The 23,160-nt window shown below is 60.5% G+C and carries 21 protein-coding genes and 1 riboswitch; of the genes, 9 read left to right on the top strand and 12 right to left on the bottom strand.

Features of this window, described 5'->3' with window-relative positions; all coding sequences use genetic code 11:
• Positions 1-211 precede the first annotated feature (211 nt).
• Positions 212-853, bottom strand: a complete 642-nt coding sequence (parA, locus tag ABIE63_RS11275) for a ParA family partition ATPase (protein ID WP_354504571.1) — start codon at positions 851-853, stop codon at positions 212-214.
• A 191-nt stretch (positions 854-1,044) separates the two neighbouring features.
• Here parA and ABIE63_RS11270 point away from each other — a divergent pair, with 191 nt between their 5' ends.
• Positions 1,045-2,031 (top strand): L-threonylcarbamoyladenylate synthase, encoded by a 987-nt coding sequence (locus ABIE63_RS11270; RefSeq protein WP_354504570.1) that lies wholly within the window; start codon positions 1,045-1,047, stop codon positions 2,029-2,031.
• Between the two features lie 66 nt (positions 2,032-2,097).
• Complete coding sequence (locus ABIE63_RS11265) at positions 2,098-3,543, top strand: FAD-binding oxidoreductase (protein ID WP_354504569.1); 1,446 nt, start codon at positions 2,098-2,100, stop codon at positions 3,541-3,543.
• A 34-nt stretch (positions 3,544-3,577) separates the two neighbouring features.
• On the opposite strand, the gene ABIE63_RS11260 is transcribed toward ABIE63_RS11265, so the two are convergent.
• Complete coding sequence (locus ABIE63_RS11260) at positions 3,578-3,781, bottom strand: DUF4169 family protein (RefSeq protein ID WP_354504568.1); 204 nt, start codon at positions 3,779-3,781, stop codon at positions 3,578-3,580.
• A 187-nt stretch (positions 3,782-3,968) separates the two neighbouring features.
• On the opposite strand from ABIE63_RS11260, the gene ABIE63_RS11255 reads away from it, so the two are divergent.
• The gene (locus ABIE63_RS11255) at positions 3,969-5,759 is read left to right on the top strand and encodes an acyl-CoA dehydrogenase (RefSeq protein WP_354504566.1); all 1,791 of its coding nucleotides are present in this window, start codon (positions 3,969-3,971) and stop codon (positions 5,757-5,759) included.
• A 20-nt stretch (positions 5,760-5,779) separates the two neighbouring features.
• Here ABIE63_RS11255 and rnhA read toward each other — a convergent pair whose 3' ends face one another.
• The 3 genes from rnhA to ispH are packed head-to-tail and all read right to left on the bottom strand — an operon-like array spanning position 5,780 to position 8,210.
• Complete coding sequence (gene rnhA, locus ABIE63_RS11250) at positions 5,780-6,241, bottom strand: ribonuclease HI (RefSeq protein WP_183416766.1); 462 nt, start codon at positions 6,239-6,241, stop codon at positions 5,780-5,782.
• The gene (locus ABIE63_RS11245; RefSeq protein ID WP_354504565.1) at positions 6,238-7,203 is read right to left on the bottom strand and encodes a homoserine kinase; all 966 of its coding nucleotides are present in this window, start codon (positions 7,201-7,203) and stop codon (positions 6,238-6,240) included. The genes rnhA and ABIE63_RS11245 overlap by 4 nt, the downstream gene beginning before the upstream one ends.
• A 47-nt stretch (positions 7,204-7,250) precedes the next feature.
• The gene (gene ispH, locus ABIE63_RS11240) at positions 7,251-8,210 is read right to left on the bottom strand and encodes a 4-hydroxy-3-methylbut-2-enyl diphosphate reductase (RefSeq protein ID WP_183416768.1); all 960 of its coding nucleotides are present in this window, start codon (positions 8,208-8,210) and stop codon (positions 7,251-7,253) included.
• A gap of 187 nt (positions 8,211-8,397) precedes the next feature.
• Between ispH and ABIE63_RS11235 the strand changes: the two genes are divergently transcribed.
• The 6 genes from ABIE63_RS11235 to ABIE63_RS11210 all read left to right on the top strand — a co-directional run bounded on the left by ABIE63_RS11235 (position 8,398) and on the right by ABIE63_RS11210 (position 15,119).
• A complete protein-coding gene (locus tag ABIE63_RS11235; protein WP_183416769.1) occupies positions 8,398-8,637 on the top strand; it encodes a CDGSH iron-sulfur domain-containing protein in 240 nt (79 codons plus the stop codon).
• 14 nt (positions 8,638-8,651) lie between these two features.
• Positions 8,652-9,182 (top strand): hypothetical protein, encoded by a 531-nt coding sequence (locus ABIE63_RS11230; protein ID WP_354504563.1) that lies wholly within the window; start codon positions 8,652-8,654, stop codon positions 9,180-9,182.
• A gap of 85 nt (positions 9,183-9,267) precedes the next feature.
• Positions 9,268-9,371: riboswitch (glycine riboswitch) on the top strand.
• Between the two features lie 157 nt (positions 9,372-9,528).
• On the top strand, positions 9,529-10,686 hold the full coding sequence (gene gcvT / locus ABIE63_RS11225; RefSeq protein ID WP_354504562.1) for a glycine cleavage system aminomethyltransferase GcvT: 1,158 nt from the start codon (positions 9,529-9,531) through the stop codon (positions 10,684-10,686).
• A gap of 36 nt (positions 10,687-10,722) precedes the next feature.
• Positions 10,723-11,097, top strand: coding sequence for a glycine cleavage system protein GcvH (gene gcvH / locus ABIE63_RS11220; protein ID WP_354504561.1), 375 nt, complete (start codon positions 10,723-10,725; stop codon positions 11,095-11,097).
• Positions 11,098-11,144: 47 nt separating this feature from the next.
• Positions 11,145-14,039, top strand: a complete 2,895-nt coding sequence (gcvP, locus tag ABIE63_RS11215; protein WP_354504560.1) for an aminomethyl-transferring glycine dehydrogenase — start codon at positions 11,145-11,147, stop codon at positions 14,037-14,039.
• Between the two features lie 27 nt (positions 14,040-14,066).
• Entirely contained in the window at positions 14,067-15,119 is a 1,053-nt protein-coding gene (locus ABIE63_RS11210) for a hypothetical protein (protein WP_354504559.1), read from the top strand.
• 48 nt (positions 15,120-15,167) lie between these two features.
• Here the strand turns inward: ABIE63_RS11210 and ABIE63_RS11205 are convergent, their stop codons facing one another.
• From ABIE63_RS11205 to ABIE63_RS11175, 7 genes are all read right to left on the bottom strand, one after another.
• Positions 15,168-16,637, bottom strand: coding sequence for a hypothetical protein (locus ABIE63_RS11205; protein WP_354504558.1), 1,470 nt, complete (start codon positions 16,635-16,637; stop codon positions 15,168-15,170).
• 226 nt (positions 16,638-16,863) lie between these two features.
• A complete protein-coding gene (locus ABIE63_RS11200; RefSeq protein ID WP_354504557.1) occupies positions 16,864-17,346 on the bottom strand; it encodes a F0F1 ATP synthase subunit B in 483 nt (160 codons plus the stop codon).
• Positions 17,347-17,381: 35 nt separating this feature from the next.
• The gene (locus ABIE63_RS11195) at positions 17,382-17,864 is read right to left on the bottom strand and encodes a F0F1 ATP synthase subunit B' (RefSeq protein WP_354504556.1); all 483 of its coding nucleotides are present in this window, start codon (positions 17,862-17,864) and stop codon (positions 17,382-17,384) included.
• A 119-nt stretch (positions 17,865-17,983) separates the two neighbouring features.
• Positions 17,984-18,211 carry a F0F1 ATP synthase subunit C gene (locus tag ABIE63_RS11190; protein WP_183416778.1) on the bottom strand — a complete coding sequence of 76 codons (228 nt, stop codon included), beginning with the start codon at positions 18,209-18,211 and terminating at the stop codon, positions 17,984-17,986.
• Between the two features lie 82 nt (positions 18,212-18,293).
• Positions 18,294-19,013 carry a F0F1 ATP synthase subunit A gene (locus ABIE63_RS11185; protein ID WP_354504578.1) on the bottom strand — a complete coding sequence of 240 codons (720 nt, stop codon included), beginning with the start codon at positions 19,011-19,013 and terminating at the stop codon, positions 18,294-18,296.
• Positions 19,014-19,043: 30 nt separating this feature from the next.
• Positions 19,044-19,475: an AtpZ/AtpI family protein gene (locus tag ABIE63_RS11180; RefSeq protein ID WP_354504555.1), complete on the bottom strand. Its 432-nt coding sequence runs from the start codon at positions 19,473-19,475 to the stop codon at positions 19,044-19,046.
• A gap of 163 nt (positions 19,476-19,638) precedes the next feature.
• Positions 19,639-23,100 (bottom strand): AAA family ATPase, encoded by a 3,462-nt coding sequence (locus tag ABIE63_RS11175; RefSeq protein WP_354504554.1) that lies wholly within the window; start codon positions 23,098-23,100, stop codon positions 19,639-19,641.
• Between the last annotated feature and the right edge of the window lie 60 nt (positions 23,101-23,160).

Raw genomic sequence — 23,160 nt, 5'->3', positions numbered from 1 at the left:
GAAGATCGGCACCCTCTTTGTGGTTTATCGCCAATCTTCTTGTATGATTGACTATATAAATAGCGTAATATCTTTATATTGTCAATTATTATTGTAGACCAGGCGTGCGGATGACTGCCGCGAAGAACCTCGCGTGAAATGCACAATCGCTATCTTGATAGATTGAAGGTGCTGTTCTTATCGCTTGAAACGTCGCGTGATCAGCGCCGGTTCAAACCCTGGCGGCTTTCAGGATTTCCTTGGCAAGTGCGGCAATCTCTTTGGCCGCCTTGCTGCTCGGCTGCACCTCATTGACCGCACGGCCCTCCGCAAGCGCGGCGGCGAAAACGACGCGATTGCCGACCCGTGACTTCGCGACCTGGGCACCAAAGGCCTTCATCTCGGCCAGCATCTCGTCGGTCAAATTGGCGCGCGGCGGCACTCGATTCAGTACAAGGAGCACAGGCACTTTCTCCCCGGCGGCCATTTCGAGAGTGGGCCGCGTCGCCCAGACATCCATCGGCGAGGGCTGAACCGGGATCACCACCAGATCGGCGGCGCGAACCGCCACCCTAGCCTCGGTCTCGGCATGCGGGGGACTGTCGATCAGCACAACATCATGAGAAGCCGCCAGCTTGTCCACCTCGTTGCGGGTCCGCCAGCCCTTGACCTGATTGACCAGCAATCCCGCGCCCGCGTCGCCCAGTTGCTGTTCTCGCAAGCGGTACCACATGGTCAGCGATTGCTGCGGATCTATATCCACCACCGCAACCTTCTTGCCCGCACGGGTGAAGGCGACGGCGAGATGGGCTGCAAGAGTGGTCTTTCCAGCTCCACCCTTCTGCTGGGCGACGGTAATGACGGTCGCGGTCATGGCCTGCAATCCTCTCGATAGATTTATGCTGCACTGCAATATCATATCCTGACACAGGGGTGAAGCCACCTGCAAGATGCCTCTGGCGCGCGACGACTGGGCGCGACAACAAAGGGGCTGCGCAAGCCGAGGCAGCGCGCTAGATTGCGCCCACCCTAGAAAAAGCAGCGGCAGAAAGACCGAAACGAAGTATGGCGACCAGGATCAGAACAGCCAGCGACGAAGCGATAAGAGAAGCGGCCGCCCTGTTGCAGCAAGGTGAGCTAGTCGCCTTCCCGACCGAGACGGTCTACGGCTTGGGCGCAGACGCCACTCGTGATTCGGCCGCGGCGCAAATCTTTGAAGCCAAGCAACGTCCGAGTTTCAACCCCCTGATTGCTCATTTCGTCTCGCTGGAGGATGCGCGGACCCAGGTGGAATTCGACACCCGGGCTGAAGCGGTTGCCAACGCTTTTTGGCCGGGCCCCTTGACGCTCGTCCTGCCCCGCCTTGCCAACTGCAGTATCTCCCGCCTTTGCAGCGCAGGGCTGGAGACCCAGGCCGTGCGGATGCCCGCGCACAACATCGCCCGCGACCTGCTGACGGCCTGCGGCCTGCCTCTCGCGGCACCCAGCGCAAACCTTTCGGGCAGGGTCAGCCCAACGACCGCGGCACACGTGGCTGCCCAGATCGGGGAAACCTTGACCATGATCCTTGATGGCGGGCCTTGCGGCGTCGGGTTGGAATCGACGGTCCTCGATCTCAGCAACCCGCTTGCCCGGCTTTTGCGCCCGGGTGCAATAACCCAGGAAATGCTGATGGAGGTGGTCGGCCCGCTGGAAGTGGTCTCTTCCGATCATGTCCCGCCGGAGGGAGCGGCCCTGACCTCACCAGGCCAGATGATAAGCCACTATGCGCCCACCCTTCCGGTTCGCCTCAATGCGGGTGACGTGGATCAGGATGAGGCCCTACTGGCCTTTGGTCCCGACGTCCCGATAGGTGCTGCCCAAACGGTCAACCTCAGCCCGACGGGCGATCTGGTCGAAGCTGCGGCAAGGTTGTTCGACGCACTCCATTGCCTGGATCGCAAGCCGCTGCGGGCGATCGCGGTTATGCCGATTCCGGAAGAAGGGCTGGGCCGGGCGATCAACGACCGCCTGCGCCGCGCCGCCGCGCCGCGCCCGCCAGTGCAGGGCTGACTTCTTGTTTAGCCATTGGGCTTATCCACTGGAAAACTGTTATCCAAGGACACTAAACTCCCCACCATGACAGACCATGCCCCCTACCAAGATGACGGACGGCTCAAGCGCCTCAAGGACTCGTTGATTGAGCGGCTTGGACCACAAGCGATCATCGACCAGCCCGACGACCTCGTTCCCTACGTCACTGAACGGCGGGGTCGGTACAAACCCCAGACTCCCTTCGTCGTCAGACCCGCGTCGACCCAAGAGGTCTCGGAGACCCTTAAGCTCTGCACTGCCCTGGAGGTGCCGATCGTGCCACAGGGCGGCAACACAGGGCTGGTGGGCGGTGGCGTGCCCTACGAGGGGCGCGGCGAGGTGATCTTGAATCTTGGTCGTATGAATAAAATTCGCTCACTCGATCCGGACAACTACAGCATCACCGTTGAGGCAGGTTGCATCCTGCAACGGATCCAAGAGGCGGCGGCGGACGTCGACAGGCTGTTTCCCCTTAGTCTGGGCGCAGAGGGATCCTGTCAGATCGGGGGCAATCTTTCGACAAACGCCGGCGGTATCCACGTAATCCGCTATGGGAATATGCGTGACCTCGTGTTGGGGGTGGAAGCGGTTTTACCCGATGGCCGCATCTGGAACGGCCTACGGTCGCTCAGGAAGGACAACACCGGCTACGACCTGAAACAGCTGTTCATCGGTGGCGAAGGAACCCTGGGCGTGGTCACGGCAGCGGTCCTCAAGCTCTTTGCGCGCCCACGGGAAACCGCCGTCGCCTTTGTTGCGGTTCAAGGCCCGGAGGCGGCGGTCAAGCTGCTAGGCGATCTTCGGCGCGCATCCGGCGAGGCGGTACTCGCCTTTGAGATCATCCCGCGCATTGCCCTCGATTTTGCCTTGAAGCATGTCGCCGGGACCATCGACCCCTTGGGTCAGCCAGCGGCTTGGTACATCCTTGTTGAGTTGGCGGCCGGACGCCCGGACTCGGGTCTGGGCGACTTGCTGGAAGAGGCTTTATCGGAAGCTTTCGAGTCGGAGCTTGTTTTGGACGCCACCGTCGCCCGCAGTGAAACACAGGCACAGCAGATCTGGTTCATCCGCGAGGCCATCGTCGAAGCCCAGAAGCACGAAGGCGGCTCAATCAAGCATGACGTGTCGGTGCCGGTAGCCGCAGTTCCAAGGTTTCTGGAGTTGGCGACCGCCAAAGTGCGGGAAATGATACCCGGAATTCGCCCTGTGCCCTTCGGACATCTGGGTGACGGCAACATCCACTTCAACCTCAGCCAGCCGTTGGGCGCCGACCGGGAAGCCTATCTGGCCCAGTGGGAAGTGGTGAACGAAGAGGTCCATACGATCGTTCATGCATTGGGGGGGTCAATTTCCGCCGAACACGGTTTGGGACGCCTGAAGTTGGAAGAGAACAAGCGGTTTAAAGAGCCGATCGAATTGGAGATGATGCGGGCAATCAAGGCCGTCTTCGATCCCAAGGGATTGATGAACCCGGGCAAGATGATCGACTAAGGAAACCTGTGCCGAAACCGCGTCGCGCGGGCCGTCACCGACCCTCCTTCTCATCGATCTTATCAGTTTCCATACGGTGCGATTCGATGCGCTGGCTGTCGCGTTGCGCTTCCTGCGCCGCCGCAAGCCGCTCGGCCTTGGTGCGTCCGTGCTTACGACGGTTCTCGGCCGCGCGGGCTTCCTGCTCGACTTTCTCACGTCGGCGACGCACCTGTTTCAAGCTAACGATGTTGTTCATGGCTGCCCCTCCCCGACCGAGCGCACTCTATCCCAGCATTAGGCGCTTTAGGAAGAGCTAAGCACGCCATCGTAACCATACTCTGGACACGCCGGAACCCGGACTATGGTTGTGGAGGAGACGGCGGCGACGCCATAATGCAGTATGGAACTCACGTCTAGCAGACCACAGAAGGAACGGGATCGGCATGCAGGATTATCGGGCGCCTATCGAGGACATGCGCTTTGTCTTGACCGAACTAGCGGGATTGGACCGGATTTCGACGCTTGCCGGTTACGAGGATGCAACCCCGGATCTGGTCGATGCGATCCTTGAGGAAGCCGCCAAACTGGCCGGTAACGTGCTGTCACCGATCAACCAGTCGGGCGACCTACAGAAGGCACGCTTCGAAAACGGCGTCGTACGCACACCCGACGGGTTTGCGGGCGCCTACCGCCAATTCGTCGACGGTGGATGGAACGCCCTGCCCTTCGATCCGGAATATGGCGGCCAGGGGCTGCCCTGGTTGGTAGCGGCCCCACTGACCGAGATGTGGAACAGCGCCAACATGGCCTTCGCGCTTTGCCCGCTGCTGACTCAAGGCGCCGTCGAACTCCTGCAAACACACGGCAGTAAATCCCAGAAGGACCAATATCTCGCCAAGCTTATCGCTGGAGAATGGACCGGAACGATGAACTTGACCGAGCCACAGGCCGGCACCGATGTCGGTGCGGTAAAGACGCGGGCACAGCCGGAAGGCGACCACTACCGGATCACGGGCCAGAAGATTTACATCACCTATGGTGAACACGATTTTACCGACAACATCATCCACATGGTGCTGGCGCGCACGCCGGGCGCACCGGCTGGCCCCAAAGGCATCAGCCTTTTCGTAGTACCGAAATTCCTCCTCGACGAAAACGGTAAGCCCGCCAAGCACAACGACCTGCGCTGCGTATCCATAGAACACAAGCTGGGTATCAACGGTTCGCCGACCTGTGTCATGGCCTATGGCGACCACGAAGGCGCTATTGGCTATCTGATCGGCGAGGAAAATCGCGGGCTGGAGTACATGTTCACCATGATGAACAACGCCCGCCTGACGGTCGGCATCCAGGGCATCGCCATTGCTGAACGTGCCTACCAGCAAGCCCGCGCCTTTGCGTTCGAGCGCGTGCAATCCAAGGAAATCGACAAACCCGGCGGCGGGGCGGCGGCAATCATCAAGCACCCTGACGTGCGGCGCATGCTGGCGTCGATGAAATGCCAGGTGGAGGCGGCCAGGGCGCTCGCCTACCGTGCCTCGGCCGAGTTGGACCTCGCCAAGCGCGCGCCGGAGGAAAGTGCGCGACAAGGCCATCAAGTCGACGGGATCGACTTGCTGACGCCGCTCGTCAAAGCCTGGAGCACGGATTTGGGTGTCGAGATTGCTTCAACCGGCGTCCAGGTCCACGGCGGCATGGGTTTCATCGAGGAGACCGGGGCGGCGCAGCATTATCGGGATGCACGCATAACGCCCATCTACGAGGGGACCAACGGGATCCAAGCCCTGGATCTCGTCGGGCGCAAAATATTGCGCTATCAGGGCGAAACCGCCCGTCGCTTCTGTGCCCGCGTCATCGATGAGGTGGCCGCCCTGAAGGGCTCGGAAAACGTGACCGCGACCGCGCGATCCGTGGGCGAAGCAACCAAGATCCTGGAACAGGCAACGGATTGGCTCGTCGAAACGGGCAGCCGCGACCTGCGCAAGGCAGCCGCATCGGCAACGCCCTATCTCAGATTGTTTGCCACGGTTGCCGGCGGTTGGCAGATGGCGATCGCCGCAGCCCGCGCCGAGTCAAAGCTTGCGAGCAGCGACGGCGATCCCGTTTTTATGGCAGCGAAGGTTAAGACGGCCGCCTTCTACGCCGACACGGTCTTGCCTCAGTGCTCAGGCCTGATGGTTTCGGCCACCAAGGGCGCGGACAGCACGCTCGCCTTTACGGACGAAGAACTGTAACAGCGCTCAAACCCGGTCGATCAAACCACGTCGCCGGACTTAAGCTGCTTGACGGCCAGCCGGGCGAGTTCGTCGGCCCGTTCGTTCTCGGGATGTCCGCTGTGGCCCTTCACCCATTCCCATTCGACTGTGTGGGGTGCCATGGCCGCCTCCAGGCGCTGCCAAAGGTCCTGGTTCTTGACCGGCTTCTTCGCAGCGGTCTTCCAGCCCTTGGCGCGCCAGCTATGAATCCACTTGGTGATACCGTCGCGCAGATAAGTCGAGTCGCTGGTCAGGCGCACCCGTGATGGCCGCTTGAGCGCCTCAAGCGCCACAATCGCCGCCATCATCTCCATGCGGTTATTAGTCGTGTCGGGTTCCGAACCGGAAAGTTCCTTCTCATGCGCGTTGTAGCGCAGCACCGCGCCCCAGCCGCCCGGTCCAGGATTACCGCTGCAAGCGCCGTCGGTAAATATCTCGATCAATGGTTCTTTCACCGTCATCCCAGGCCGTAGGCTCCGGGCCCTTTCACCAGTTGATGGAACCGCAGCTTTCGGCAGTATTCTCTTGGGTCCTTGGGCGTGACATAAGCCCCTGGTGGATGATTGAGAATGTCATAGAGCCGCGTGAGCAAAAACCGCAGCGCACTGCCCCGCGCCAGGATCGGCAAAGCCGCCAACTCGGCCTCGTTCAAGGGGCGGACACTCTGGTAGGACTGCAGAAGCATGCGGGCCTTGGTCGCATTGAAAGTGCTGGCGTCGCTCTCGAAGCACCAGGCGTTCAGGCAAACGGCAATCTCGTAGGCCAGGAAGTCATTGCAGGCGAAATAGAAATCGATCACGCCGGAGAGGCGCTCTCCGACGAAAAAAACATTGTCCGGAAAGAGGTCCGCATGAATGACACCCTCCGGCAAATCGCTTGGCCAGTTGGCCTCCAGAAAATTCAACTCCTGACGTATCAGGCCCGCAAGGCCCGGTTCAATTTCATCGGCCCGCCCCTCACAGGCGTCGACAAGCCCGCGCCAGCCATCGAGGGACAGGGCGTTGTCCCGTCTGATCTGAAAGGATTCACCGGCAAGATGCAATTCCGCCAGGGCCGCGCCAAGCCGCTGGCAGTGCCAGGGGTGAATGCGTTTGGGCCAAAGGCCGTCCAGGAAGGAGATTATGGCGGCGGGCCGCCCGCAAAGCTCGCGCAACGCAGAGCCGTCGCGGCCTTTGATTGGAACCGGGCAGGAAATACCGGCTTCCGCCAGATGCTCCATCAGCCCCAGAAAAAAGGGCAGATCGGCTGGATCAACGCGTTTCTCATAGAGGGTTAGGATGTAGTATCCGCTGGCGGTGTGCAGCACATAGTTGGAGTTCTCAACACCCTCGGCGATGCCTTTCAAAGAAAGCATCTCACCGATTTCATACTCCCGCAGAAACGCCTGCAGTTCCTCGTCAGAGACTTCCGTGTAAACCGCCATGACGTCGCCCGTTCCCTGACCTTTGCTCTATTCGTTATTCGTCTTGCTTACTGGTCCGCCCCAGCGCCCTGGAGCACTCTTGGCAGCTTGAAATGTACATCCTCACGTGTCTGCACACGCTCCTGCAGGGTCACGTCATAGCGTTCACGGCAGGCGGCAATCATTTCCTCAACCAATACATCCGGCGCTGAAGCGCCGGCCGTTATCCCCAAGGTGGAAACACCTTCCAATGCCGCCCAATCAATATCGCTCGCGCGCTGGACCAAGTAAGCCCTATCGCAGCCCGCCCGTTGGGCAACTTCCACCAGACGCCGCGAGTTGGATGAATTGGGAGCGCCTACGACAAGCAGCGCATCACACTCCGGCGCCAGCGCCTTGACGGCCTGCTGGCGATTTGTCGTGGCATAACAGATATCTTCCTTGCGGGGTGCCTCGATAGCAGGGAAGCGTGCCTGCAGGGCAGCGACGATTTCTGCGGTATCATCGACCGAGAGCGTCGTCTGCGTCACGAAAGACAGCCGTTTGCCCGCGGGCGGTTCGAGCCGCGCCACATCTTCGAGGGATTCGACCAGCGAGATCGCGCCGGGCGGCAATTGACCCAATGTACCGACGACTTCAGGGTGCCCGGCATGGCCGATCATCACGATGTGCCGTCCTTGCGCGTGATGGCGCTCGGCCTCCCGATGCACTTTGCTAACCAGCGGACAGGTCGCATCGACATACAACAATTCCCGTCGGTCAGCCTCCGCCGGGACCGACTTTGGCACGCCATGTGCAGAGAAGATCACCGGCACGCCACTCGGCACTTCATCAAGTTCCTTGACGAAAATCGCGCCCTTGGCTTCCAGCGATTCAACCACGAAACGGTTGTGCACGATCTCATGGCGCACATAGACCGGCGCACCATAAACTTCCAGGGCGCGCTCCACGATCAGAATGGCGCGCTCTACGCCTGCACAAAACCCGCGTGGTCCGGCCAGTAAAATCGTGAGCGGCTTACCTTGCATCAACTCTTCCTATCGCTCCAAGAGCATGGAACACTATATAAGAACCGTCGGCTCCCCTGTCGTTGCCCTTGTCGTCACACTCTGGCTTTTCTAGAGTGCGCTGGACAGTCGCCTGGAGTGCCGTCGGCCCGGTCGCTTGAGGACCGCGGGACAGTAAACCAGCCTGGCAGCAGAAGGAAAGAGCAAGATGGCCGATCCAATCCCCGCCCAGAAGGGTCCTTACAAGGTTTCAGTCGAGGCGGGGCGAAAATACTTCTGGTGTGCTTGCGGGCGCAGCCAGAAACAGCCATTTTGCGATGGGTCGCACAAGGGAACGGGATTGAACCCCGTACCTTTTTCGGCTGAACAATCAAAAGACTTGTGGTTTTGCGGCTGCAAGGCGACCAGTAAGCAGCCGTTTTGCGACGGCACCCACGCGAAGCTTTGAAAGGGCCCGGGGCTATGCAGAAACTCTCTCTCGGCGCCTTTGTGGCCCTGGCTTTCCTGGCAGGCTGCTCTAACACCGGCATCTTCGAGGACGTCCAGGAAACCCGATCATTTTGCCCAGGGCTTGAACTGGTCGAAGGCGCGCAACGCATCGTCGAATACAAGGGAAGTGGCCGCGATTTGACGGACGTTTCCCATTTGGTGGTGATTCTGGACGCGCAGTTCAGTTGCTTGGCTGATGACGACGAAGTCAGTGGCGACGTGCAGATCCAGTTCGAAGCGCGGCGCGGCCCGGCAAACGATGGCGTCGGCGCTCCCTTCAGGTACTTCGTCGCCGTAGCCGATTCACAGCGCCGTATCCTGGCCCGCCAGAGCTTTGACGTTCTGGTGCCTTTCGAAGGCAACCGCGGACGTTTTGTTTTCAACGAAACCATCGAGCCGGAAATTCCCTTGGCCAATGAAGGCGACGGTGCGGGTTACCGAATATTCATCGGCTTGGAAGTGACCCGCGAACAGTACCAGGAAAATCTTAGTGATATTCGCTAAGCGTGTTTTTGTTGACTTGTAGAAGACCCACGTTAGCCTAAGCGACGCTGAGTCCGGCTCAAGAGAAGAGTCGGAGTCTCGCCGCAAACGCCGCACGGGAGAGACCGGTCAAGACAGGCTAAAAAATGACCGGCGCCGAAGGAGCAACCGCCCCGGAAACTCTCAGGCAAAAAGGACCGTGCTGGCTAGGCGCCTCTGGAAAGCAGATGCTGTCCCTTGGGAGGGGCTGCGTCTCACCGAAGGGGTAAGTCCGGTTTTCGTCTTTTGATGATCCGGATGATTCTCTCAGGTTTAGGACAGAGGGGGCTGTGGCCGCCAGGAGGCGGTTGCACCCTCACGTCCGTAAATGCACCTGGGAGGCGTCTTAAAAGTGGCGGAACAATCAGAAAACCTGCGGCACACGCCGCTCTATGACCTCAATGTGCAACTGGGCGGACGCATGGTCCCTTTCGCGGGCTATGCGATGCCCGTGCAGTTCCCGGACGGCATTATCAAAGAACACATCCACGCGCGCGAAGCGGCGGGACTTTTCGATGTTTCCCATATGGGTCAGGCGGTCCTGGAAGGCCGCAACGGCCATGATCCTGCTGTCGCCCTCGAAACCCTGCTGGCCAATGACATTCAAGCCCTGGCGCCGGGCCGCACCCGTTACAGTCAACTGCTGAACGAACAAGGCGGCATCATGGATGACCTGATGGTGACCCGGCGCGCAGACGGTCCCGGGTTGTTCCTGGTCGTCAACGCCGCCTGCAAGGACGCCGACCTGGCGCATATCGAGAAACGGCTAGACGGCAAGGCGTCGCTCACCCGAATCGAGGACCGCGCGTTGTTGGCGTTGCAAGGTCCCGCTGCCGCAGCCGTGTTAGCGCGCTTCGCGCCGGATTGCGGCGCTCTCGTGTTTCTTGAGCAGCGCGCAATGGAGGTTGCAGGCGTTCCCTGCTTGGTCGGTCGCTTGGGATACACCGGCGAGGACGGCTATGAGATCTCGGTGCCTGAAGCCGAGGCCGAGGGTTTGGCGCGACGCCTACTGGGCGAACCCGAAGTAAAACCAATTGGCCTGGGGGCTAGAGATTCCCTGCGGCTGGAAGCCGGATACTGCCTCTACGGGCACGATATCGATACCACCACCACGCCGGTCGAGGCGGATCTAGCCTGGAGCATCAGCAAGCGGCGGCGGCAGGAGGGTGGTTTCCCGGGCGACAAGATTATCCTCCAACAGTTCGCCGAGGGGCCTCAGCGCAAGCGTATCGGCCTGCAGCCGGAAGGGCGCTCGCCGATTCGCGAAGGCACGCCGCTGGCGGACAGCAGCGGTCAGGAAGTTGGCATCGTGACCAGTGGCGGATTCAGCCCTAGCTGCCAGGGACCGGTGGCGATGGGATATCTGCCTCCAGCGCTGGCCACACCCGGGACCGAAGTATCGGCAATTGTACGCGGCAAGGCGGTGCCCTGCCGTGTCGTCACCCTGCCATTTGTGCCCAGTCGCACGGTGAGCACAAAAAAGTAACCCATCAACCGAAATCCAAGAAGCAGAGGAAACGTCATGTCGAGCATCAAGTTTAGCGAAGATCACGAATGGGTCGTTGTCGAAGGCGACGTTGGTAAGGTCGGCATCACCAATTACGCGCAAGAACAACTGGGCGATGTTGTCCATGTCGAATTGCCGGAAGTCGGACGCAGCCTTTCCAAAGGCGACGAGGCGGCCGTGATTGATTCCGTGAAGGCGGCCAGCGAGGTCTACGCACCGGTTGATGGTGAGATTTCGGAGATCAACGAAAGCCTGGCCGACGACTTCAGCAAGGTGAATAGCGACCCGCAGGGCGACGGCTGGTTCTTCAAGATCAAAATGTCCGACGCCAGCCAGCTTGACGGCCTGATGGATCAGGCCGCCTACGACGACTTTATCGCCGGTCTCTGAGCCAGCGTGACCGACGCATCGATAACGGGATAATCAGGAGTTCCCGCATGAACACGACTCGCACCAGCCTTCCCAGCCTTGAAGGCCAGGAGGAATTCGCCACCCGCCATATCGGCCCCGACGACAGGGAGGTCGCCGAAATGCTGGCGGTCCTGAAGGTCGACAGCCTGGATGAGCTCATCGAACAGGCCGTGCCTGCCAGCATCCGCACCTCCTTGACCGGCGATTTTCCCGACCCCCTGACCGAGCGCCAGGCCCTTGAGCGCCTGAGCGGGTACGCCGCCCGCAACAAGGTCGTGAAATCGATGATCGGCCTGGGCTACCACGATACCGAACTGCCCACTGTCATTTTACGCAATGTGCTCGAGAATCCGGGCTGGTACACGGCCTATACGCCCTACCAACCTGAAATCAGCCAAGGGCGCCTGGAAGCGCTTCTGAATTTTCAAACTATGATCGCCGACCTGACGGGCATGGAACTGGCAAACGCCTCGATGCTCGATGAGGCCACGGCGGCGGCGGAGGGAATGACCCTTTGTCATCGTATCGCTAAATCGAAAAGCAACCGCTTCTTTGTCGATGCAAGGACGTTGCCGCAGACCATCGCGGTTCTGGAGACCAGAGCGCAGCCCCTGGGCATCGAACTGATCGTCGGCGACGCCGCCAGCGAGTTGGCGAATACCGAGGTGTTTGGCGTTCTGCTGCAAAACCCTGACTTGGATGGCCGGGTGCGTGATCTCAGCGAGACCATAGCCGTGGCTCATGAACAAGGCGCCTTGGCGGTTGTCGCAGCCGATCCGTTGTCGCTGGTGCTGGTGAAATCACCGGGTGCCATGGGCGCAGATGTCGTGGTCGGAAGCGCCCAGCGATTCGGCGTGCCGATGGGTTTCGGCGGGCCGCATGCGGGTTTTATGGCAACCAAGGATGACTACAAGCGCTCGCTGCCCGGGCGCATCGTCGGCGTGTCCGTCGACCGCAAGGGTAATCGCGCCCTGCGTCTTGCCCTGCAAAGCCGGGAGCAGCATATCCGCCGCGAGAAGGCGACCAGCAACATTTGCACGGCTCAGGTTCTCTTGGCAGTGCTGGCGGGTTTCTACGCCACGTATCATGGGCCGGAAGGCCTGCGCCGCATTGCGGCGCGCGTCCAGCGCCAAGCCAGCATCCTGGCAGCCGGCTTGAAGCGACTAGGGGCCACGCTGGCCAACGACGTTTTCTTCGACACGCTTGTTGTGGAAGCCGGCGGTGATGCCGACGGCTTCATCGAGCGTGCCTTGGCCGAAGGCATCAATCTTTGCTCACTGGGCGATGGCAAGGTCGGTATCGCAATCGACGAGACTACCGAACGGCGGCATTTGATGGCCGTCCTTCGGGCCTATGGAAAGGGTGATCCGGATTTCACGGTACTCGATCTGGACGCAGAGGTGACGGACTCCTTGCCGCGGGACCTCCTCCGAGAAGACGAGATATTGACTCATCCCATCTTCCACGCCTACCGCTCGGAAACCGAGATGTTGCGGTACCTGCGATTGCTTCAGGAAAAGGACGTGGCGCTGGATCGCTCGATGATCCCGCTCGGGTCTTGCACCATGAAGCTCAACGCCACCACGGAGATGATTCCCATCACCTGGCCGGGTTTTGCCAAGATTCACCCCTTCGCGCCCCTCGATCAAAGCGAAGGATATCGCACGCTGATTGGCGAGTTGGAGGACTGGCTGGCCAAGCTCACGGGATTTACCGCCGTATCCCTGCAACCCAACGCGGGTAGCCAGGGCGAATATGCCGGGCTGCTGACCATCCGCAAATATCATGAAAGCCGCGGCGAGGGACAGCGCAACATCTGCCTCATCCCCAGTTCGGCGCACGGCACAAACCCAGCCAGCGCCATCATGGCCGGAATGAGCGTTGTCGTGGTGAAGTGCGACGACCACGGCAACATCGATGTGGAAGACATGAAAGCCAAGGCGGCAGCCAACAAAGATCGGCTGGCGGCGCTCATGGTCACCTACCCTTCCACCCACGGTGTGTTCGAGGAAGCGATCGTCGATATCTGCGAGCTGATCCACGAGCATGGCGGTCAGGTCTATATGGACGGAGCCAACCTGAACGCGCTTCTGGGCATCGCCCAACCAGGCGTGATTGGCGCCGACGTCATGCATATGAATCTGCACAAGACTTTCTGCATACCGCATGGCGGCGGTGGCCCCGGCGTCGGGCCGATTGGTTTGGCCGAACACCTCGCACCCTTTGCCCCGAATCATCCTATGCAAGCGGAAGCCGGCCCGGAGCTTGGCCTCGGCCCCGTTTCAGCCGCGCCTTGGGGTTCGGCGCTGATCCTGCCGATTTCCTGGGCCTACATCGCCATGATGGGCCGAAGCGGCCTGAAGCAGGCGACAAAGGTCGCCATCCTCAATGCGAACTACATCGCCGCACGTCTGGGCGACACCTTCCCGGTGCTTTATACAGGCGCGAACGGCCGCGTTGCGCATGAATGCATTATTGACCTCAGACCTTTGAAGGATCTGGCGCATGTCAGCAACGAGGATGTTGCCAAGCGCCTCATCGATTATGGTTTCCATGCACCGACCATGTCCTGGCCGGTCCCGGGCACCTTGATGATCGAACCGACCGAATCAGAGGCGAAGGCGGAGCTTGATCGTTTCTGCGAAGCCATGATCTCGATCCGTGCGGAAGCGGCGAGGATCGAGGCCGGTGATTGGCCGGAGACGGACAACCCACTGGTCAACGCGCCGCACACTGCCGAGCTGTTGCTGGCGGACGACTGGCAGCACCCCTACAGCCGAAGCGAAGCCGCCTACCCCGTCAAAGGCTTGCGCGGCGACAAGTATTGGGCACCGGTAGGGCGTGTGGACAACGCCTACGGCGACCGTAATTTGGTGTGTTCCTGTCCGCCGCTGGACAGCTATCAGGACGCTGCGGAATGATCTGAAGAAAGGAAAACTGGGGGGCCAATGAAAGTACTGATCGTCGGCCACGTAAAAACGGGAACGACGGCGCTTTACACGATTATCAAGGCGGCAATGCCTCAAGCTCACGGTGTGTTCGAACCACGGCACCTGGGCTTCGAGGCTGCGCACAGGCATCTGGTTACGAAGTACGTCCATCTTCGGACCTATAGGGGTGCCGCCGAGACCTACGACAAGCGCGTCGTTATCATTCGGGACGGGTTTGATTCACTTATCAGTTGGTTGTTCTTCGCGCCTTCTTTGAAACGCGGGTTCTCCGATGATGAAAAGGTGCGCGATTATCTGCAGCAGATTGAGATGCTGCGCGCGGGACAGGCCGGTTTCAAAGACCTGGATGCCCTCTTTCAGCAAATTTCAGGTCGCTCCGGCGCCGCGCAGATTTCTCAGCAGCAACGCTTGCTCTGCACGATACACGACGACTTAGGCGGCAATTGCCATCTTCTGCGTTACGAAGACTTGATCGCGGGTAGACTGGAAAGCCTTGCCGACTATCTCGGGCTCGATCTGCAAGCCAGCCACCAACCGCTCCCCCATCTTGGAGAACGCGTGGCGCGCAGCCGCAAGGCGGAGAACTGGAAGCGCTGCTTCTCGCGCCAGGATGTTCGGCACTTCGACCCTTACTACAACGAATTCCATAGCCGCTATGGCTACAACCTAACGGCGGACGATCTTCTTCCCCGCGCCATCACCAAAACCGAGTCCAGTGACTTCGTCCTGGCGCGGATAAACGGATTCCGCAAAGCCAAACACCTTCCCCTGGTTGGGGAACGCCCAAACGGCTTTGCCGGTGGGGCCGCCTTTGAAAAGGCGCTCGTCGCTTTCAACCGGGAGGCCGACAAGAACCGCGGCCTTGAGCACATACAAGAAGCAATCGCTGCTCAACCCGACATCGCTGGATACCATCTGCTTCACAGCCGCATTCTCGCGAACCAAAGACGATTGCCCGAAGCGCTCGCGGCGATGGATCGCGCGCTGCTGCTTTGCTCCTCGGAAAGCCGACCCGCGCTTTTGGCCGCGAAGGCAAAGCTGGCGGGTTGACGGGCTTGGGATAGAAACAAGGATCGGATTGGGGCGTCTGGACCTGCCTCAATCGGACCGGCTGCGCGCTTCCCAGGCATCTAGTACGCCTCGTGGCACCGCCTTACGGGGGTCGAGTTGGGCTGCCTTGTCCGCGGCAACCAACGCCTCTCGAGGGCGATCGACTTGGGCGAGAGTGCGGGCATAAACGGCCCAGTGCGCCGCAGCGTCAGGGCTGAGTTCCAAGGCCTTCGAGGCGGCCTGTAACGCATCCCGGTGGCGACTACAGTGCAGCAACACCCGCGCATAGCCCTGCCAGTATGCGGAGTTGGTCGGAAATCGCCCCAGCAATTCCTCGCAGCACAACAGAGCCTCGTCAAAGGCTTGCTCCCGGATCAGGAGGAAGATCAACCGGCGCCAGGCGGCTTCCTTGTCTTCAAGCTTGGCGAGGTCCCTATGGAACGCCAGCTCGGCCGCCCTATCACTCCGCTCAACGGCAAGATCGCGCAACAAGGCGAGCAAGTCCGTACTTTTGGGAGAAAGGTTGAGTGCAGCCGTCGCCACCGCCTCGGCCGATGCCTTGCGGCCAAGCGCCAGCAAAATTCGCGCCTTGAGGCGATGATAGCCCGCAATTTCCGGTTCCTGCAGGATTGCCTCGTCGACGAACCCGACCGCCTCTTCCAGGTTCTCCTCTCGCATCAGCGCAAGAAAGGCCCGCTCGTAATCTCTCGTCCCGGCGAAGCGGCGACTGCCGGAACGATAGGGCGGCAAAGCATTCTCCTGGCGAAAGCGGTTGACGACCTTGGTCACATAAGCGCCGGTTTCGTCCCACGAGGCAGATCGCGAAGCACCCGAACAAAGTTCCAAGCGGTACCCATAGTGATCATGGAAGCCTTCAAACGCTTCGGAGAACTTCAGGAAGTCGCGCCGTGAAAAGTACCGTGGCCAGTTTTGAATCGATGTGGTGCGTTTAATATAATCTGACCAGCCGACCGCTGGGCCGGCTGCGCCGACCGGGCGCTCGAGAAACTGCGTCAGGGAATCGTACTGACCGGCCATGATGTCTTCGTAGCGCACGACCAGATATTTCGATCCGGAAAGGCTGACCTGAATATGCAACAGCTTGTCGGAGATATCGCGCAGGTAGGCCAATTGATCGATTTCGCTGATGTCGCTCAACAGGTTGCATAGGTCCGTCACGTCGGCTTTGCCCGCGCGGAGCTTGTCGATACAGGCCAAGTACCTGTCGACCGCGGCGTTATCGGTAAAGCCATGGCAGATCGACGGGGCAAAGAACAAAGCGCTGATCAGGAAGTCGAAGCGATTGCGGACCGCCAGGATCACCCTATCGAAATTCTCTGCGCCGCCGTCATAAGTGAACAGCCGCAGAAACTTGCAAACAAGGTGTTCATTTCTTTGCGCAAGATCGCTCAGCGTTACCGGTTCAAAGGCGTGCAGGGCAGAGGAAAAGCTACCGCAAACAGCATCGAACAATGCCGTTGTCCCGGATTTCGGCGTCCCAAGGATGAGAATCTTCATCCAGCCCCCCTCGGCACGGCAATACTATTGCTCGCACCTCTAAGCGCGCCGCTCTTCGGCGGTTCTTTGCGCTTAACCTATGGATACAGCATCATGGAAGCACAGCCCTCTGGCGGTGGCAACCGCTTGTACCCGCCGGCCCGCTTCAAAATAACGCGATAAGAAAAAAGAAAACGCGGCTCGGAGAAAGCCGCGTTCTTAACCTGCTGCCCTTGTACAGGCGAGATCAGTTCAGCTTGGATCCCAGGCCCGCAATGCTGTCATCAACCAGCTTGCCCGCATCCTTGTCGGTTAGCTTGCTTTCAACCAGCTTGGCAGTCGCCGCGATAGCCAGATCGACTGCTTGGTCCCTGACTTCACGCAGCGCATGCTGTTCGGCCTGCGCGATTTTATCGAGGGCTTGCTGCTCGCGACGTGCCAGTTGTTCCTTGAGGTCGGCCTCGGCCTTTTTCGCGAGACGCTGGGCTTCCTGCTTGGCGTGATCGACGATCTGCTCGGCCTCGGCCAAAGCATCGCGCTGTTTGCGCTTGTAGTCGGCCAACAGCGCTTGCGCTTCCTCACGCAAGCTACGGGCCTCATCGAGCTCGTTACGAATCTTCTCGGAGCGCTGATCAAGCGAATCCAGGAGCGGACGCATACCCTTCCAGACCGCCAGGCCAATAAAGATGACCAGCGCGGCTGCAACCCAGAATTCCGGAGAGCTAAACATCTCTACCTTCCTCTATCGACCCGACGCGGCAGGCATCAACCCTGCACCGCGGCAACGGCCTTCTCAGCGTCCTTTGCCGTCACGCTCTTGCCCAACAAACGCTCGGTCGCTGCCATCGACGCTTCAACCGCAACGGTCTGAAGTTCGGACAGCGCTTCTGCTTTGGCGCGGGCAATCCGGTCCTCGGCTTCCTTCGTCTGCGCGTTCAGTTTAGCGCCAAAGTCGGCATGTCGCTTGGCGCTATCCGCCTGGACCTTGTCCGCCGCCTTCTTAAGCTCGGCCTGCGCCTCACCCCGCGCTTTGGCCACGGCCGCCTCATACTCCTCGAGAACGGCTTCGGCGCTTCTCTTCAGCTCTTCAGCCTTGCGCAGATCGTCTTCAACCTTCGCCTGGCGCTCTTCCAACACCTCGCCAATCCTGGGGATCGCGAGTTTGGATAGCAGCAGGTAAAGACCCACGAAAACGATGGTGAGCCAGAAAATCTGGCTGGCAAACCACTCAGGATTAAATTGCGGCATCACGCACTCCTGACAACGAGAACGTCGAACGGCATTGCGTCAACAGCCCTGCGGCGGCTCAACCGGCGACGTTCGATATGAAACGTCGGGCGAGCCCGCCGGGCCATAAGCGCCACCGCTCAAACGACGAAGAGAGCGATCAGAGCAACGATCAACGCGAAGAGCGCGATAGCTTCCGTAACGGCAAAGCCGATCCAGATGTTTGCGCCGATCTCTTCCTTCGAAGCGGGGTTGCGCGCGATGGCCTGCATGTAGCTGGCCCACACGTTGCCCACACCGATACCGGCGCCGATCATGCCGATAGCGGCGAGTCCCGCACCGATTACTTTAGCTGCTTCTACTTCCATGGTCCCTACTCCTTGCCTGGCAGGCGGAACAGTTAAACACGAAGGGCATTTGCCCCCAAGTGACGATACTCAACAACGATCATTAGTGTAGATGGATCGCGTCATGCAGATAGATGCAGGTCAAAATCGTAAAGACATAGGCCTGCAACACTGCAACCAGGACTTCCAAGGCGGTGATGCCGACGAGAACCGCCAGCGGCACGACACCGAAGAAACCCATCATAATCACGAAGCCGGCCATGACCTTCAGCAGCGTGTGCCCCACCAACATGTTGGCGAAGAGACGCACTGAAAGGCTGATCGGCCGCGACAAATAGGAAACCAGCTCGATCGGCACCAGAATGACGGCGGTCCAAAGCGGCGCACCTTCAGGAAAGAAGAGCCGCAGGAAATGCGCGCCATGACGGACAATGCCGATGACCGTCACCGCTACAAAGATGACCGACGCCAGGGCGAAGTTCACGATCAGGTGGCTGGTAAAGGTAAAAGAACCCGGGATCAGACCCTGCACATTACCGATCAGCAGGAACATGAAAAGGGTAAAGATAAAGGGAAAGTACTTGCGACCTTCCGAACCGACATTGTCGCGCACCATATTGGCGACGACCTGGTAAAGCATTTCCGCCACCGATTGCCAGCGGCCGGGCACCAAAGCGCGGCCGCGCATGGACAGAATCAGCAGAGCGCTGGAAATCAGCGCTGCGATCACCATCCACATGGAGGAATTGGTGAAGGAGAGATTCAGTCCCCCGACATGAATCGGCACCAGGGAAACAATCTCAAACTGGTGAATTGGATCGATGCCGCCGCCTTCAACTGCCACGAGACACCCTCACCTTCTCTCGTCGCCCCCGACCCGCTTTTCGCGCTCTTCGCGAATTCGCCGGTCGTAGTCTCTGGCGACCCTGATAACATTCATAAAGGCAGCACCTGATCCCAAGATGAAGAAAACAATCAACATCCAAGGCGTACTGCCCCACCACTGGTCGAGTCCGATACCGATCCCGACCCCGACGGCCAGCGAGACGATCATTTCGACGACGATGCGGAACCCCACACCCATGCCGCGCGAATTGAGCCGTCCGCCCGCACCTGCGCCACGAGTCCGGCCTTCCAGCCGTTCTTTGGCGCTTTGCAGCCGCGAGTCAAATGACGTACGCGACTGACTTTCTTTGGGCTGCTTCCCCATCCACTCCTTCGAGCGGCCTTGCGACCCTTCGGAAAGGATTGCCGCCCCCGCCTCTGACAGACACCAAACTAGCACCTGCCAATCGCCTCATCAAAGGCGCGCGAACCTTACGGAGAGGCCTACCCCCTGTCAAGACCCAAAGGCCGCCACTCCGAACTGCCCGAAAATGGCTGAAATCCGGGCAAAAACCACCAAAAAAGCCGACTGCGACATGACAGCCCAAGAGCCCTTTTCAAGCTCACGCAGTTTCGCGCAGCGCCTCTGCTGCCTCAAGATCAACGGACACAAACTGAGACACACCACGTTCGGCCATTGTGACACCAAACAGACGATCCACGCGAGCCATTGTCATACGGTGGTGGGTGACGACGAGAAAGCGCGTCTCGGTCTGCTCCGCCAACTCCGCAACAAGGGAGCAGAATCGATCCACATTCGCATCGTCCAAAGGTGCGTCCACCTCGTCCAGAACACAGATCGGCGCCGGATTCGTGAGGAAGCAGGCGAACAACAACGACAAAGCCGTCAAGGCCTGCTCGCCGCCCGAAAGCAAGGACATGACCTGCAAACGTTTACCCGGAGGGCTTGCCATGATCTCCAAGCCTGCTTCCAAGGGGTCATCGGCCTCCGTCAGGGCGAGATGCGCTCGCCCGCCGCCGAACAAGCGCACGAAGAGTTCCTGGAAATGCTCATTGACCTGCTCGAACGCCTTGAGGAGGCGTGCCCGACCCTCCTTGTTGAGACTTGAGATACCCTGGCGCAACCTGCCGATGGCGGCGATCAGGTCATCGCGTTCGTTCTGCATCCCCTCAATCTGCTCCTGCAGCTCGGCGGCTTCCGATTCGGCCCGCAGGTTTACCGGACCGATGTTCTCGCGCTCCCTTTGCAAACGCTGCAGGCGACTTTCGATCTCGTGACGGGGCGGCAGCTCCTGACCTGGGTCAAATTCGGCCACTTCCAGCAGCGATTCGACACGCGCCTCCAAGCGCTCTTCAACCCGCAGTTCCAGGGTCCTTACCGTGGCCTGCGCCTGTTCGAGCAATCCTTCGGCACGAACTCGGTCTTCCCGGGCCGTTCCCAGATCGGCCTCCGCCGCCTTTACGCCGCGGTCCGCCTCGGCCTGAGCCGACTCGCCCAACGCCAACGCGTCCGCGGCCTCGCGTCGGCCCTGTTCGGCGACCTCTATCTTCTCCGCCAACAGCCCGCGGCGCTCCGCCAACCCTTCCGGTCGGGTTTGCAGCCTCGCCAATTCGGCCTCGCCCTTCTGGCGACGTTCGCTCAACTCGGCCAAGTGCCGGGCCGCCGCCTCGGTCCTATCGATCCAGCCCTTGCGCTCGCTTTCGATGGATTGCAGTCGGTAGCGACGCTGCCCAGCCTCTGCCGTCAGACGGTTCAGAGTCGCCAAAGCCTCGCTTTGCCGGGCCCGGCGCTCCGCCAGGTCCGCACGCAAATCGTTCGCCCGCGCCCGCTCGGCGGCTAAATCCGGCAGCTCCTTGTGATCCGACCGAGCCATCGAGAGAGCCTGGCCGGTTTCTTCCTGCTCAGCCAGCAATCGTGCCTGCTGCTCTTCTAGGTTCGCCAGACGAGCCGCCAGAGCCGAGGCTTGCTGCGCCAACCGATTTTCCGCCTGCCGGGCTTCACCGACCTGCCGGAAGGCGGCGCGCTGCTCTTCCCTCAGCTCTTTCTCCTTCTCAACCACGGCTGCGACTTTCGCGCTGGCTGCCTTGAACCGCTGCTCCGCGGTCGTGACGGTCTGAAGGGCCGCCTCGATCTCCGCGCGCACTTCACCAAGCCGATTGCGTTGCTGCAGGCGTTGCGCCGCCGTCGTGGGCGCACCCTGTCGCAACGTGTAGCCGTCCCAGCGCCAGAGGTCGCCATCGCGAGTCACCAACCGCTGGCCTGGCTGGAGTGCCGATTGAAGGCGTCGGCCAGTTGCCTTATCCGCAACCACGCCGATCTGCGACAACGCCCGGGTCAAGGCCTTTGGACCCTTTACCCGGCCGGATAGAGGTTCGGCACCCTTCGGCAAGGCAGGCGGCCTATCCAATGGCGGCAATTCAAGCCAATGCGCGGGTGCCGCCTCGTCGCCGGAGGCGTCAAGCTCGTCGCCCAGCGCCACGCCCAGCGCCATCTCAAATCCGGCCGCGACTTTGACGGTGTGGATCAAGGGCGCCCAGATATCGCCTTCATCCGGTTCAACCAAAGCTGCCAGCGCGGCGGCCTCGGCCTCGCGTTTTTCCAGATCACGGCGCAGGGTCTCGAAAGCCTCCCGCTCCTTGGTTTCCGAAGCACGCACTTCCAGTGCTTCCACCTCGATCCGTTCAACCATTTTCTCCAGGTCCGCAAGGCGCCGCTCCGCCGTCTCGCGTGCTTGCACCGCCGCCGCCAAAGCGCCCTCTGGCAGGGTGTCCGCAGCGACCCTTTCGCGCTGCGCCTCGGTCTCCTCGCGTTGCCGGGTTAGTCTTGCCAACCGAGTTGCCAGTTCGTCGATCCTACGCTCCAGCGCTCCCGCACGCTCGGCATCGGCGGCGATCCGCTGATTGAGCGCACCCAACTTTTCTTCCGTTTCCGCTGCCTCGACGGTGACTTTCTCCAAGTGTTCGCGGGCCGCCTTCTCTGCCTCGGCCTCGCCGGAGGAAGCGTCTTGAAGTGCTGTAACTTCCAGATCCAGGCGCTGCTGCGCCTCGGCTGCGTCCGCCGTGACAGCCTGCGCCCTCTGGGAATCCTGATCCAACTGCTCCAGACGCTCGCGCGCCGCTTGCACCGCCTCGGCCAGTTGCTGCTCCTCGCGCTGCAGGCTGTCACGCTCCAGTACCAAGCGCTGCAGTGCCGCAGCGGCTTCCGCCTCGGCCTGACGAAGCAACGGCAGCTTGGACGCGAGATCGGCTTGCAGACTGCTACGGCGGGCAGCTTCCTCGGTGAGGCTTACAACACGCTCGCGAGCCGCCTCCAAGCGCTCCTCAGCCCGCCCCTGTTCCGCGGTCGCGGCCTCCGCGTCCAAATGCAGCAACAGCGCTTCGGTGCGGCGCAACTGCTCGGCGATGTTGCGATATCGGCTGGCTTGGCGAACCTGCTTCTTCAGCCCGGCAAGCTGAGCTTCCAGGGCGCCAATCACATCATCGAGACGCTCCAGATTGGTTTCGGCGGCGCGCAGTCGAAGCTCTGCTTCGTGACGGCGCGAATGCAACCCGGTGATTCCCGCCGCCTCTTCGAGCAAAATACGCCGATCCGTGGCCTTGGAGGAAATGATGGCACTGACACGGCCCTGGCTAACCATTGCCGTCGAATGAGCACCGGTGGCTAGGTCTGCGAAGAGCAGCTGCACGTCACGCGCGCGTACCTCCTTGCCGTTAACCCTGTAGTTGGAGCCGGAATTGCGCTGAATGCGCCGCACGATTTCCAGTTCGGTGCTGTCGTTGAACTGCGGCGGAGCGCTGCGATCGCTATTGTCGATGGTCAGGGCGACCTCGGCCAAATTGCGTGCCGGGCGGCTTGACGTACCGGCGAAGATCATGTCGTCCATTTCGCCGCCGCGCATCCGCTTGGCGGACGTCTCGCCCATGACCCAGCGCAGAGCCTCGACCAAGTTCGATTTTCCACAGCCGTTCGGACCGACGACACCAGTCATTCCTGGCTCGATCACGACCTCCGTCGGATCGACGAAGGATTTGAAACCGGAAAGGCGCAGCTTGGTGAAATGCACCCTGATCCTTCTCCTGTCTCTAGCCTCGTTGCCGCTTCATCCCGCTTCTCCCGTAAGGTG

The sequence above is a fragment of the Limibacillus sp. MBR-115 genome, assembly GCF_040549425.1.
GTDB lineage: Bacteria > Pseudomonadota > Alphaproteobacteria > Kiloniellales > CECT-8803 > Limibacillus > Limibacillus halophilus.
This window is presented reverse-complemented; position numbering and strand designations above follow the sequence as displayed.